Origin of the sequence: Halomonas sp. OfavH-34-E, assembly GCF_024124525.1 — a bacterium.
Lineage (GTDB): Bacteria > Pseudomonadota > Gammaproteobacteria > Pseudomonadales > Halomonadaceae > Halomonas > Halomonas litopenaei.
Window position 1 is genome coordinate 26291 of the sequence record NZ_JAMXRY010000030.1, and the last position, 13399, is coordinate 39689.

The 13399-nt window shown below is 65.4% G+C and carries 10 protein-coding genes; 1 reads left to right on the forward strand and 9 read right to left on the reverse strand.

Features of this window, described 5'->3' with window-relative positions; translation table 11 throughout:
- Positions 1-40: 40 nt before the first annotated feature.
- The 5 genes from NH448_RS13995 to dctP all read right to left on the reverse strand — a co-directional run bounded on the left by NH448_RS13995 (position 41) and on the right by dctP (position 7170).
- Positions 41-763 carry a 3'-5' exonuclease gene (locus NH448_RS13995; RefSeq protein ID WP_045992020.1) on the reverse strand — a complete coding sequence of 241 codons (723 nt, stop codon included), beginning with the start codon at positions 761-763 and terminating at the stop codon, positions 41-43.
- 5 nt (positions 764-768) lie between these two features.
- Positions 769-2667, reverse strand: a complete 1899-nt coding sequence (locus NH448_RS14000; RefSeq protein ID WP_045992021.1) for a DUF294 nucleotidyltransferase-like domain-containing protein — start codon at positions 2665-2667, stop codon at positions 769-771.
- 362 nt (positions 2668-3029) lie between these two features.
- The gene (locus tag NH448_RS14005) at positions 3030-3419 is read right to left on the reverse strand and encodes a DUF4168 domain-containing protein (protein ID WP_045992022.1); all 390 of its coding nucleotides are present in this window, start codon (positions 3417-3419) and stop codon (positions 3030-3032) included.
- Positions 3420-3711: 292 nt separating this feature from the next.
- Complete coding sequence (locus NH448_RS14010) at positions 3712-5907, reverse strand: TRAP transporter large permease subunit (RefSeq protein ID WP_052704293.1); 2196 nt, start codon at positions 5905-5907, stop codon at positions 3712-3714.
- A gap of 93 nt (positions 5908-6000) precedes the next feature.
- The gene (dctP, locus tag NH448_RS14015; RefSeq protein ID WP_083970293.1) at positions 6001-7170 is read right to left on the reverse strand and encodes a TRAP transporter substrate-binding protein DctP; all 1170 of its coding nucleotides are present in this window, start codon (positions 7168-7170) and stop codon (positions 6001-6003) included.
- A gap of 674 nt (positions 7171-7844) precedes the next feature.
- On the opposite strand from dctP, the gene NH448_RS14020 reads away from it, so the two are divergent.
- On the forward strand, positions 7845-8717 hold the full coding sequence (locus NH448_RS14020) for a DMT family transporter (RefSeq protein WP_045992043.1): 873 nt from the start codon (positions 7845-7847) through the stop codon (positions 8715-8717).
- A gap of 16 nt (positions 8718-8733) precedes the next feature.
- Here the strand turns inward: NH448_RS14020 and NH448_RS14025 are convergent, their stop codons facing one another.
- The 4 genes from NH448_RS14025 to NH448_RS14040 all read right to left on the reverse strand — a co-directional run bounded on the left by NH448_RS14025 (position 8734) and on the right by NH448_RS14040 (position 13302).
- Positions 8734-9546, reverse strand: coding sequence for a DUF1206 domain-containing protein (locus NH448_RS14025; RefSeq protein WP_045992023.1), 813 nt, complete (start codon positions 9544-9546; stop codon positions 8734-8736).
- Positions 9547-9607: 61 nt separating this feature from the next.
- Entirely contained in the window at positions 9608-10567 is a 960-nt protein-coding gene (locus NH448_RS14030) for a cyclodeaminase (protein WP_045992024.1), read from the reverse strand.
- Positions 10568-10625: 58 nt separating this feature from the next.
- Positions 10626-11660, reverse strand: a complete 1035-nt coding sequence (gene eutB, locus NH448_RS14035; RefSeq protein WP_045992025.1) for a hydroxyectoine utilization dehydratase EutB — start codon at positions 11658-11660, stop codon at positions 10626-10628.
- Between the two features lie 232 nt (positions 11661-11892).
- On the reverse strand, positions 11893-13302 hold the full coding sequence (locus NH448_RS14040) for an aminotransferase (protein WP_045992026.1): 1410 nt from the start codon (positions 13300-13302) through the stop codon (positions 11893-11895).
- Positions 13303-13399 lie beyond the last annotated feature (97 nt).

The following is a 13399-nucleotide window of genomic DNA, read 5'->3' on the forward strand; positions in this document are numbered from 1 at the left end:
GAGATGGCTGACGCATCGACGGGCAGCTCAACTCCCTTATTCAGCTCCACAGCATGCCGATGGGCGTCTCCGGACCGTAGTTGCCGGCTACTTGCGCCTGCAGCAGCTCCGCCGTGGCGATGGCGTCGGTCAGGGCGTGGTGCCCATGATAATGTGGTAGCCCGTAGCGCAGCCGACTGTCGTGCAGGCGGATCGACCTGGGTGGGCGGCCCATCCAGCGACGAAAGCGCGCCATGGTCGACTGACGGTGGATGCGCGCCTCCAGCGACATGGTGTCGATCACCGGGAAGCTCAGTGACTCCTTCCAGGCCGCGCGTACCGCGGCGTCCAGAAAGGACCTCTCGATATGGCGAAAGTGCACCACCAGCAGGTGGCCGGCCATGGCGCGGAAGACATCGGCGAGCACCTCCTCGATCCGCGGAGCCCCCTGGATATCGGCGTGGGTGATGTGATGAAAGGTCACCGACTCGGCGTTCAGGGTGCGATGGGGACGCACCACCCAGTAGCGCCGCTCGGCGAGCCGAATACGCGACAGCGAAAAGGGCACCAGGCCAATCGAGACGATCTCGTCACGCCTGGGATCGAGCCCGGTGGTCTCCAGGTCCAGTGCCATCAGCGGCGCCTCCTGAATCGGCAGGATCGGCGACAAGTCGGCCCCGGCGAAGAAGTCCACCAGCGCCTGCTGGCGGCTCTTCTGACGTCGGGCGACCAGGTAGTCGTGCCAATCCGGTGCCGAGCGAGTCTTGGGGCGAAGCAACGGCATGGCGGCTACCTGCTGGTCATGGGATAACGGAACTTGAGGAACTTCTGGGCGTTGCTGAGCGCCTGGAAGGCATCCTTGAGATTGTGTCGCTCCTCGCTGGAGACGTTTTCCGGCTCGATATTGTTGTCGGGCTCGTGCTCGTGCTCCAGATCGATGACCTGGTGACGAATCCGCGACATGGACAGAAACTCGAGCGCGTAGCGCAGCTTGTCGCTGACCCCGGGCGCCAGCAACTGGGTACGATCGATATCGTCCAGGCGGTCAAAGCTGTTCTGGGCGCGGGAACCACAGGCCAGGGCATGGATACGGATCAGGTCCACCATCGGCGCCGTGCCGCGACGCTTCAGATTGATTGAGTTGTTGTGCTTGCCGTCCTTCTCCATCACGAAGGTGCGGAAGATGCCCAGCGGCGGCGTCCGATTCAGTGCATTACGCGCCATGGCGGAAAGAAAGCGCTTGTGCTTCGACGCCTTGGTGGCGACCAGGTCCTGCAACTCCTCCACCAGCGGATTGTCACCGTGGACCGTGTCCAGATCGAAGAAGATCGAGCTGTGCAGCAACCCTTCCGGTGATGGGCGCTCGATCCATTCGGTGAAGTAGCCCTTCCACACCGACAGCGGCTGGCGCCACTTCGGATTGGTGGCCATCACGTCCCCCTTGCAGTAGGTATAACCGCAGGCGGCCAGGCCATCGCTGACCCGCTTGGCCATGGTCGCGAAGTACTCGTCGTGCAACGCCGGATCGAAGTCATCGGACAGTACCAGGGCATTGTCCTGGTCGGTGACGATGCTCTGCTCGTTGCGCGCCATCGATCCCAGCGCCATGAAGCAGTATGGCACCGGTGGCGGCCCGAGCTCCTCTTCCGCCATCTCCAGAAGTCGCCGGGTGAAGCTGCGTCCGATGGTCGACAGCGCCTTGCCCACCATCTGCGAGTCGGCACCGTCGTGAACCATGCGCACAAAGGCGGCCTGGACGTCCGGCGCCAGCTTGGCCAGACACTCCACCGACGGCTGATGGAAGATATTGCTGACCAGATAGAGGCTGCTCTGGGTCTCGTAGCGGATGATGTCGGAGAGGTGCACGATGCCCACCGGTGAACGACGGTGCATCACCGGCAGGTGGTGGATATTGTTGCGCAGCATGCACAGCATCGCCTCCTGCACCGACTCGTCGGACTGCACCGCGATCAGGCGGCGGCCGGCGACCTCGCCCACCGGAGTATCCGGCGACAGTCCCTCGGCCACGACCTTGGTGCGAAAGTCGCTGTCGGTCAGGATCCCGGTGACCTGCCAGTAGCCACCTTCACTATCCTTGAAGGTGTAGCGCGGGTTGTTCTCGGGCTTGTCCAGCACCAGCACCGCCGAGGCCTGGGACTCGCTGATCTGGCGCGCCGCCTCCTGCACCGTGGCCCGCGCCTCGACCATGACGGGATAGCGAGTCAGCAGCTTGCGGATCCGCGTCACCATCATGTCGTTGTTCTTGCGCTGACTTTCCACCGCCGTCTCGAGCCGTGGGCGATCCACCTCGACGAACTCGGCGAACTGCTCGTCGGCTTCGCACAGCTGATGAAACATCGCCTCGGGGATGAAGTAGATCAGGCTGTCTTCCAGCGCCTTGGCCGGGAAGCGCACACGACTGTGGCGCAGCAGGCTGAAGTGGCCAAAGATGTCGCCCTCCCCCAGCAGGTTGTAGAGCTCTCCGTTGCGCCGGGTGACCTCCACCGCGCCGCTGCGGATGTAGCAGAACTCCTGATGCACGGCATCAAGCTCGAGAATGGTCGAGCCGGCCTTGAAGTAGCTGACCTGCACCTGCCCGGCGACCTCGTCCAGCAACTCCTCCGACAGCCCGTCAAAGGGCGCAAAGCGCCCCATATGCTGGCTGATTTCCAACAGTTCCGCTTCCATGGTGTCCTCCGCGCGGTCGCCGTGGTTGGCAGCAGGACGCTCCCTGGTCCCCCACCCTCTGACTCTCGGAAGCATGGAGCCGAGGCCAGCGGCTGTAAAGCATTAGCAGTATCTTGATCGGCCTCTCGCCAAACGCCGCAGAAGCCATCGAGCGTGGCCCGGAGAGCCAGGCATTGCTGACACTGCGACCTGATGACCGATCCATCCTTCGTTGATCACGACTTCACACCCGACCGGCCGCTCGAATCCTCGCCCTGTGCAAACATCTTCAGCACTGCAAACAACAACGCCCGCCGACCTCGAGGGCGGCGGGCGTCGATCTAGGCGGCCAGCCTCTTTGACTGGCGCGAGTGGCGGTCAGCTCACGACTGCGCCATCTCCTGTACGCGCTTCATCATGTCCGGGTTCTGCTGGATGGCCTGACCGATAGCGTTGAAGGTCTCGACCTCGAGCCCGCTCTGCTGGACGGCTTCGACCATCTTCTGGTTGGCCTCGGTGCGCACATCCTGCTGGGCCTGCTGGCCTTCGGCTTCCTGCAGCTGCTGGGTGTAGTCCTGGGAAATCGCGGCGATCTCCTTGGAAGCGTCGGCGAATTTCTCGAGCTGGGCATCAGAGAAATTCTGCGCCTGAGCGGCAGCCTCGACGTCAGCGTTGCCTGACGCCTGCGCGTTTGCATCCTGGGCATGGGCGGTGGCGCTCATCAGACCAGCAGAAAGCAGGGCGGCGGTGATCAGGGCGGTGAATCGTTGCATGAAGTCCTCCAGGAGGTGGTTGAGAATTCGTCAATCGCTCGCACAGTGTGACGACGCAGTTGCATGAGGGTTCCCCACAATCGTGTTACGAAATGCAAGCCATTTTCGCCTCCGCGTCGCCGGTCGGCGACAACCGCCAGAGGCCACGGCAGGCCATGGGGATAAGCGTCATGATACGCCACGCAATTCTTCGGCGAAGCACCGAAAAAGGCGTGTTGCCTGCCATTGCTGACCATCTTGCAAAAACGCCTCCGGCCGAGTCGGCCGGAGGCGTTGTCATGACACCGCCCGACTAGCCGTAGGCCAGGTTGGGCAGCCAGGTGACCAGCGCCGGGAACATGATCACCAGCAGCAGGCCCAGCGCTTGCAGCGCAAGGAAGGGAAAGGACGAACGGAAGATCTGGCCCATGGTGATATGCGGCGGACACACCCCCTTGATGTAGAACAGCGCATAGCCGAACGGCGGGCTGAGGAAGGACATCTGCATATTGACCAGGTAGATCACCCCGAACCACAGCGAGACGTCGGCGGGGTCCACACCGGGCAGGCCAAATACCCCGGTGAAGTCCAGCCCCTTGATCAGCGGCACGAAGATCGGCACCGCCAGCAGCAGGATACCGACCCAGTCCAGGAACATCCCCAGCGCCACCAGCAGCACCATCATCAGCGCCAGCACCGCGTAGGGGCCAAGCCCTGCCCCGGCGATCAGCTCCTGCACGAAGGTCTGGCCGCCCTGCAGGATGTAGAAGCCGACGAAGATGCTGGCACCGAAGATGATCCACATGACCATGGCGGTCGCCACCAGGGTGGTCATGCAGGCGGCGTGCAGGTTGGGCCAGGTCAGCCGCTTGTGCATCGCCGCCACCACCAGCGCACCGAAGGTGCCGATACCCGCCGCTTCCACCGGGGTCGCCACCCCGGTGAAGATGATGCCGAGCACCAGCAACACCAGGGCGATAGGCGCCAGCATATTGCGCAGCAGGCGCAGCTTCTCGGCGGTGGAGACCCGGTCTTCCTCCGGCATCGGCGGCGCCACCTTGACGTTCAGGGTGCCCCGTAGCCAGCAGTAGAAGGCGTACATGCCGGCCAGCAACAGGCCAGGAATCAGCGAGCCCAGGTAGAGCTCGCCCACCGACTGCTGGGCGATGACGCCGTAGATGATGGCCAGGATGGACGGCGGGATGAGGATGCCCAGGGTGCCCCCGGCCATGATCGACCCCAGCGCGATCTCCGGCTGGTAGTTGCGCTTGAGCATGGCCGGCAGCGCGATCAGGCCCATGGTCACCACCGCCGCGCCGATCACCCCGACCATGGCGGCCAGCAGCGTCGAGGCGATGATGGTGGCGATCGCCAGGCCCGCCTTGAGACCGCCCATCCACTTGTAGACCACATCGAACAGCTCTTCGATGATGCCGGCCTTCTCCAGTACCGAGGCCATGAAGATGAACAGCGGAATGGCCGAGAGCTGGTAGTTGGTCATCATCGGGAAGATGCGCGAAGGCATCAGGTTCAGCATGTGCTGATCGCCCACCAGGTAGAGGAACACCACCCCCAGACCGCCGGTAACGAAGGCCAGCGGTAGCCCCGCTACCAGCACCACCATCAGGGTGCCGAACATCAACAGGGTCAGCGCGCCGATACCCACCGTGGACAGCGAGTTCTCCAGGCTGAGCGCCAGGCTCTCGTAGTCGGTCAGGGCGATATTGACGATTTCGTGGATGGTGTAGGCGCCGAGGATCACCGCCAGCACCACCAGACTGCTGGCAAACACCGTCGAGCCTTCGTGGTGCTCGCGGTGGTGACGATAGGCCTGGAGGTCCTTGATCAACTGCGCGATCCCCTGCAACAGCAGCAGCAAGGCACCGAAGAACAGCATGAACTTGACCGGGAAGTACTGCACCGCCCATTCGGTGAAGGACACCTCGTTGGCGTAGCTGTCACCGAACCACCAGACGTCGCTGACCGACTGCGAGAAGAAACGCCAGCCGGTGGTCAACAGCGCCAGGGTGAAGATGAAGAAGAAGATCGAGGTGACCAGGTCCAGCGCGGCCTTGTTGAGCGGCGCCGCCCGCTGGTAGAGGATATCGACGCGCACATGCCCGCCCTCGCGCAGCGCGAAGGCACCCGCCAGCAGGTACTGCATGCCGAACATCAGGGTCATCGACTCGTGAGCCCAGTTGGTCGGCGAGTTGAAGGCGTAGCGCAGCACCACCTCGTAGGTGAACACGAAGGGCGCGATCAGCGACCAGTAGGCCACGTAGCGCCCGGCAAAGCCGGAAATGCGGTCGATGCCGCGGGTCACCACATTGCCAGGCGCTGCGTAGGCCTGCTCGCTCGTCGCGACGGGGGTCTCGGCGGTATCGCCACCGCTCACCTCGCCACCCCGGCGGAAGCTTCGATCCACCAGCAGCATCACGATCAGCGGCAGTCCTGCCAGCACCGCCCAGTAGAGCCAGTGCGGCAGAACGAAATCAATCTGTAGATTCATTGACGCTCCTCCGCTGGTCGCCTGGCGAAACGCCAGGCGACCACGGAATATTCATCGACGTCGACCGGGTCGCCCCGGTCGACACGTGCAGGCCTAGGCGTTGAGCTCGAAGTCCTTGATGTCCTCTTCGGTGATCAGTGCCACCGACGGATCGAGCATGGTGTTGAGGTGGGCACGGAACAGCTTGGCCGCGTCCGGATCCTTGTTGGCCCATTCGAACCACAGCGGGATCGCGGCGTCGCGGAAGCGGTCGGCGTCGTCCTCGGACAGGTGGATGATCTCGACGCCCTTCTCGCGGTACTTGGGCCAGGCCTCCGCGTTGGCCTTCTGGATGGCGGCGTAGTGCTCGCGGGAGTAGGCCGCGACCAGGTCGTGCATCAGGTCCTTGGTCTGGTCGGACATGCGCTCGTAGACCCGGCGATTGACCGCGATATCCATCAGGTCGACCGCCTGGTGCAGACAGGGAGTCGAGGGCGGGCCCATGATGATGTAGTCGGTCACCTGCCAGAAGCCCAGCTCGAAGTTGACCGCCGCACCGGTGTAGTCGGCGGCGTCGATGGTGCCCTTCTCCAGCGCCGGATAGACCTCGGAGCCCGGCAGCAGCGTGGTACGCGCACCGATCTTGGCGAAGGTCTCGGCGACGATGCCGCCGGGCATGCGGATCTTCACCCCTTCGAAGTCATCGAAGCTTCTCAGCGGTACCTTGGAGTGGATCAGGTTGAGGTCGTGGTGGACGTAGCCCAGAAGCTCCTGACCCTGCTTGCGGTAGAGGTCCTTGGCGATGCCGAAACCGCCGTAGGCACCGAACATCATGTCCCACTGGTGAGGTACCGACAGGCCCATGGGATAGGCGGTGAGAAAGACCCCGGCGGGCATCTTGCCCGGCCAGTAGACGGTGAACCAGTTCTGGCCGTCGAGCACGCCGTTGCGCACCGCGTCGGCTACCTCGAAGGCACCGGCCACGGCTCCGGCCGGGAACGGCTCGATGGTGACCTCGCCGCTGGTGGCCTCGGCGACGCCGGCGGCCCACTCCTCGAAGATGCGGTAGCCGGTGGTGCCGGGCTGCCAGGATGACTGCATGCGGATGCGGATGCCCTGCTGAGCCTGGACGTTGCCGACCCAGGGTGCCGCCACCGCGGCGGCGGAACCAACCGCAGCAGCCTTCAGAAAGCGGCGGCGGTCCGGGGTCGCGATGCGTTCGGACAGGGAGGCCGTTGGCGAGGCCGTATCAAGGTCTTGCTGGGGCTTGTCTAGCCGGGACATGGCATAACTCCTGGTGGATCGGTGCGGTCTCGATCTGCCGCACCCGATGTGTTGTTGTTGTCGATCCATGGCATCGTCATGAGCGCTCGAGGCACTTTCGCCGCAAGCGAGGCCCGCCTGTTGCAAGCGATGTGCGCCGCTGCGCTCTTGAGCCGGGCGTTGCCCGTGCGCGTCCTTGCGAGGACCTCCTCGGGGCATGAACGGGACATCGCTTCGATGCAAGCGAGGCGTCCCCCTCCCGGGGCGTCATCGAAAAGAAAGCTAGCGAAAAGGCCCCAGGCGGCCAACGGCCCCATTCAACGCAACCTGTCTGCATTATTGGTCTGACCAGCGGCCATTTCGCCTATAAACTGCGCAAAAACAAGCATCGGCGTGGTCAGACCAATCTCACTCTCCCTCCACGACCTACGACCAAAGCACGAGAACAACGCTTGGCAATCCCCTCCTTGAGGGAGTCGGGATAGGGCATCATGATTGGGCGATCGCCCTGCCGATGACATGAACCACAAGGAAGTCCCCGCGATGCCACCCTCAGTGATCACCGCCCAGCCCCCGCTTGCCGCATCGTGTGTCGGGTGGCCGCTTACCGCAGCTTTTGTCGGGTGCCCGCTTACCGCACCTTGTGCGAGGTGCCCGTGAGTCGCCCCGCCCTGCCGTCCTGGCTGTTGCCGGCCATGCCGCTGGTGTTCGTGGTGCTGTGGAGCACCGGCTTCATCGGTGCCAAGTTCGGCCTGCCCTACGCCGAGCCCTTCACCTTCCTGAGCATTCGCTTCGCCGCCACCCTGGCGCTGCTGGTCCCCATCGTCTGGCTGACCCGCTCGGCCTGGCCGTCGAGTCCCCGTCTGTGGGGGCATGTGGCGGTGTCCGGCTGTCTGGTTCACGGCGGCTATCTGGGCGGCGTGTTCTACGCCATCAGCCTGGGCATGCCGGCGGGACTGGCGTCCCTGCTGGTGGGGTTGCAACCCTTGCTGACCGCTGCGCTGGCGGGCCCCCTGCTGGGCGAGCGGCTGTCTGCGCTGCAGTGGATGGGACTGGCCCTGGGGCTGGCCGGGGTCAGCCTGGTGCTGGGAGGCAAGATGGACCTGTCGGCGCTGTCCTTCGAAGGGTTTGGCTGGCCGGCGCTGGCCTGCACCCTGGTGGCGCTGGTGGGGATTTCGCTGGGGACGCTGTACCAGAAGCGCTATTGCAGCGGCATGCCGCTGCTCGGCGGCACCGTGGTGCAGTACCTCGGGGCGCTGGCCTTGCTTGGCGCCGGCTGCCTGCTGCTGGAAACCCGCGAGGTGGAGTGGTCGCTGACCTTTGTGCTGACGCTGGGCTGGCTGGTGCTGGTGCTGTCCATCGCCGCCATCATGCTGCTGATGATGCTGATCAAGCGTGGCGAGGCGTCCCGCGTCGCCAGCCTGTTCTACCTGGTGCCGCCGGTTACCGCGGTGGAGGCATGGTGGCTGTTCGATGAAGGGCTGCCGCCGGTATCCCTGATCGGCATGGCGCTGGCCATTGCCGGCGTCGCCCTGACCGTGCGGGCCAAGAAGCCCCGGGCGTCCTGAACGGCCGCTTAAGGCGCTACACTTTCACCTTGCGAAAGCGGGCATTGATGACGCAGTAGGTACCGTAGTTCATCAGTCCACCGGCCACGGCGGCGAGCAGCCAGGGGCCGAAGGGCTGGGCGGCCAGGGTATCCAGGGTGCCGCCGAGCCCTTCGGCCTTGGCGGGATCGACCTGCCAGGCGGCCACCAGCAGGAAACTGCCGATCAGCGCGAACACCAGCCCCCTGGCGGCCAGCCCCCAGCGGCTGAGGCCCGAGGCCAGATCACGCTGGCGTTGGCTCATGTCCTGCTGACGCCAGCGATTGAGATAGCTGCGCGCCAGCGCGCGCCACGACTGACGCAGCCCCACGCCGATAAAGATCGCCCCCAGAATCGCCACCAGCCAGACGCCGCCGGGGTGCGACATCAGCATGGCGGTGCGCTCCTCTGCGCCGCCGGTGGTCTCCTGGGGATCGTCCAGCAGCTCGACACCATACCAGCCGAGACTGGCGTAGATGCCACCGCTGATGACCAGCGCCAGGCGGGTGCCCAGGGCCTTCCAGCTACGCCCGCGGTGCTCGACATCGAACAGCCCCTGCAAGCCCCGCCAGGCGGCGTAGGCGTAGAGCCCCAGCACCAGGGCTCCCAGCATCAGGGTGCCGAAGGGCTGGCGAGCCAGGTGTGCCAGCGCCTCCTTGGTACCGACGTTGTCGCCGCCAAGGCCCACAGCGCCGAGAGCCGCCAGCACGCCGATCAGCAGGTACACCAGCCCCTTGGCGGTATAGCCCAGGCGGGCGATGATGACGATCAGTCGGCGCCGGTGGCGCAGCAGGCACTGCAGCGAGGGCATGGGGGCTCCTGTCGGGATTAGGGTCCCCCATCCTCCCCAAAAATGCCTGATTCGGCAAAGCCTATCGTGCCGAATCCTCAGCCGACAGACGCGTCAGGGCGAACCCGGCGATGGCCGTGTCCTGGACACCGGTACCGGTCAGGTCGCATACCGTGATGGTGGCGTCCGACAGCCGCAGACGCTCGCCACGGGCAATGACCGCGCCCAGTTCGTGGACCTTGAAGGGCACCTCGCGACCGGCAAGGGCCTTGAGCTCGCCGTTGGACTCGCTCTGGGGCCGGGTATCGCAGACGAAGGCGTCCGCGCGGGTCAGCACGTTCTCGGCCAGTTCACGCTTGTCGGGACTGTCGGAGCCCATGGCGGTGACGTGGACGCCCTCCGGCAGGTCCGCCGCCTCGAGGATCGGCGTCTGCGACGGCGTCGTGGTGACGATGATGTCGGCCGCTCGGCAGGCCTCGCGCACGCTGTCGTGGACGGTCACCTCGAGACCCGCAGCGCGCATGCGGGTAGCGTATTCCTCGGCGGCCTGGGACCTTCGCGCCCAGACGTCGATGGCGGTGATGTCGCGCACCAGCCGCAGCGCCTCGACCTGCTTGACCGCCTGCTCGCCGGCCCCCAGCACCGCGACCCGGCGGCTGTTCTCCCGCGACAGGTGCTTGGCGGCGATGGCGCCGGCCAGGGCGGTACGTACCATGGTCAGGTAGCCCTCGTCGAACAGCACCGCATCGACCAGCCCGGTGCGCGCGGAGAACACCATCATCAGCCCGTTGAGGCTTGGCAGCCCCAGCTTGGGGTTGTCGAAGAAGCCGGGGCTGACCTTGATGGCGAAGCGCTCGTTGCCACGAATATGGGCGGTCTTGACGTCGACCTCGCCGTTGGCCTCCTCGATGGCCATGGACAGGATCGGCGGTTGCACCACCTCGCCACGCCCCAGGGCGGCGAAACCGGCTTCCACCGCCGCCAGCGCGTCCTGGTCGATGGCGACCGCCTGGCTGATCTGCTCACGCTTGTAGAGTTGCATCCTTGGCTCCTGATCGGGTTGTTGCTGGGCTTGTCTGTCGGTTGGTGGCCTTGACGGTCTATCGCTGGCCTTGACTGGCGCAATCCGCCGCCAGGCGGCGCGCCTGATCGAGGGTATCCAGTGACACCCCGTTGCCGGAAAGCACCAGCACGACCCGCTCCCCCTTGACCTCGAGGTGGCCCTCGGCCAGTGCCGCCAGTCCGACGGCGGCGGCGCCTTCGACCAGCAATTTCTCGCTTTCGAGCATGTCCACCATGGCCTGGGCGATGGCGCCTTCCGACACCTGACAGTGGTCGTCCATCACCGCTTCGACCAGCGCCAGGGTGCAGCGGTTGTCGAGGCCGATGCCGCCGCCCAGCGAGTCGCCCAGGCTCTCGACCTCTTCCACCGCCACCGGCTTGCCGGCCTTGAGGCTCTCGCACATGGCCGCTCCCGCCGACAGACTGACCCCGCTGATTCTGGCCTGGGGTCGAACGCCCTTCAGCGCGGCGCCGATGCCGCCGAGCAGACCACCGCCGGACAGCCCGACGATGACCCGATCGACCCGCGGCAGGTCCTCGAGGATCTCGATGCCGATGGTGCCCTGCCCCGCCGCGATCAGCGGATCATCGAAGGGCGGAATCAGCGTCATGCCCTCTTCCTGCACCAGCCTCGCCACCTCCTCGAAGGCCTCGTCCTGGCTGGCGCCGACGCGACGCACCTCGGCACCGAGCGCCTCGATGGCAGCGACCTTGTTGGCCGGCACCAGCCGCGACAGGCAGATCACCGCCGGCACCCCAAGGCTGGAGGCGGCGTAGGCCACGGCGCGGCCATGATTGCCGGTGGATGCGGTGGTGACGCCCTGGGCCAGGGCCTCGCGTCCATGGCGCTCGATCAGTGCGGCGATCATGTTGGTGGCACCGCGCAGCTTGAAGGCGCCGGTGGGCTGCAGCGTCTCGAGCTTGAGATAGACCTCGGCGTCGAAGCGTTCGGACAGGGACCGCGACAACACCAGTGGCGTGCGCGTTACCTGACCGGCGATGCGTCCCCGGGCCTTGAATATCTCGTCCAGGGTCACGCCGTGACTCGGGCAAGGGGGTGAATCCACCTTCATGACCTTCTCCTTGAACTCATATCGTGAAGACCGGTTGCCAAGGCAGGGAGGGCAGGCGTTGTCGGCGCTTCGGCGCTCGCCTACCTGTTCCGCGCTCGCCTACCTGAATGAAAACCGACAGGGGCCGCCTCCTTCAAGGAAGCGGCCCCTTTTGCACCTGCCAAGGTGCGGGCGTCAGGCCAGACACCGGCCTGGGCTCAACCAGGCATCGGACCAGGCATCGGACCAGGCATCAGGCCGTCTGCAGTACGCCTTCCTTGACCAGCTCGTCGGTGACCTTGTTCACCGCACGCTCGGCGCGGGCAACGATCTCGTCGACCTCGTCACGGGTGGTGACCAGCGGCGGAGCGAAGCCGAGGATGTCTCCCTGGGGCATCGCCCGGGCGATCAGGTTCTGCTCCAGCGCAGCGGCGGCGATGCGTGCACCGACCTTGTGGCTGGGATCGAAGGGACGGCGAGTCTCCGGGTCCACGGCGAATTCCAGCGCCGCCAGCATGCCGACGCCGCGGGTCTCGCCGACGATCGGGTGATCGCCGAAGGCGGCCTGCATGCGGCTCTGCAGATAGGCGCCGGTATCACGGGCGTTGCCGGTCAGGTCCTCGCGCTCGATGATCGCCAGGTTGGCAAGGGCAGCGGCGCAGCCCAGGGCGTGACCGGAGTAGGTCCAGCCGTGGCCGATCGGGCCCAGCTCGCTGGTGCCCTGCTCCAGCACCTGCCACACGCGATCGCCGACGATCACCCCGGACAGCGGCTGGTAGGCGCTGGTCAGGCCCTTGGCGATGGTGATCAGGTCGGGCTTGATGCCGTAGGCATGGCTACCGAAGTCGGCACCGATACGGCCGAAACCACACACCACCTCGTCGGCGATCAGCAGGATGTCGTACTTGTTCAGTACCGCCTGGATCGCCTCCCAGTAGCCTTCCGGCGGCGGCACGATACCACCGGTGCCGAGCACCGGCTCGCCGATGAAGGCCGCCACGGTGTCCGGGCCCTCGGCCAGGATCATCTCCTCGAGCTTGGCCGCGCAGTGGGCGGAGAACTCACGCTCGCTCATGTTTTCCTGCTCGGCGCTGCGCTGGTAGTAGTGCGGCGCTTCGGTGTGCAGGATGCCGGCCATGGGCAGGTCGAACTGGTCGTGGAAGGCCTTGAGACCGGTCAGCGAGCCGGTGGCGAGACCGGAACCGTGATAGCCGCGCTGACGCGAGATGACCTTCTTCTTCTGCGGACGGCCAAGCACGTTGTTGTAGTAGCGCACCAGCTTGAGCTGGGTCTCGTTGGCATCGCTGCCGCCGAGGCCGTAGTAGACCTTGGACATGCCGGGGCCGGCGAGCTTGAGGATCTGCTCGGACAGGGCGATCTGCGGCTCGTTGGAGTGGCCCACGTAGGTGTGGTAGTAGGACATCTCCAGCGCCTGCTGGTAGATGGCCTCGGCCACCTCGGTACGGCCGTAGCCGATGTTGACGCAGTACAGCCCGGCAAAACCGTCGATGAACTCGCGACCGTCCTTGTCGACGATGTTGATGCCCTTGCCGCCGGTGATCACGCGACCCGGTGCGTCGCCATGGGCGAAGTCACGCAGGTGGGTGGAGGCGTGGAAGGTTACCTTGCGGTCGCGGTCGATCAGGTCCTGATGGGTGCTCATCTCGTTTCCTTTTTTTCCTTGGACCGCCCTCGCCGGGAGGGCGGCGTCATCTGTTCATCGAAAGGTGGCCGGTCCGCAGTCGGGCCGGCGATCACTG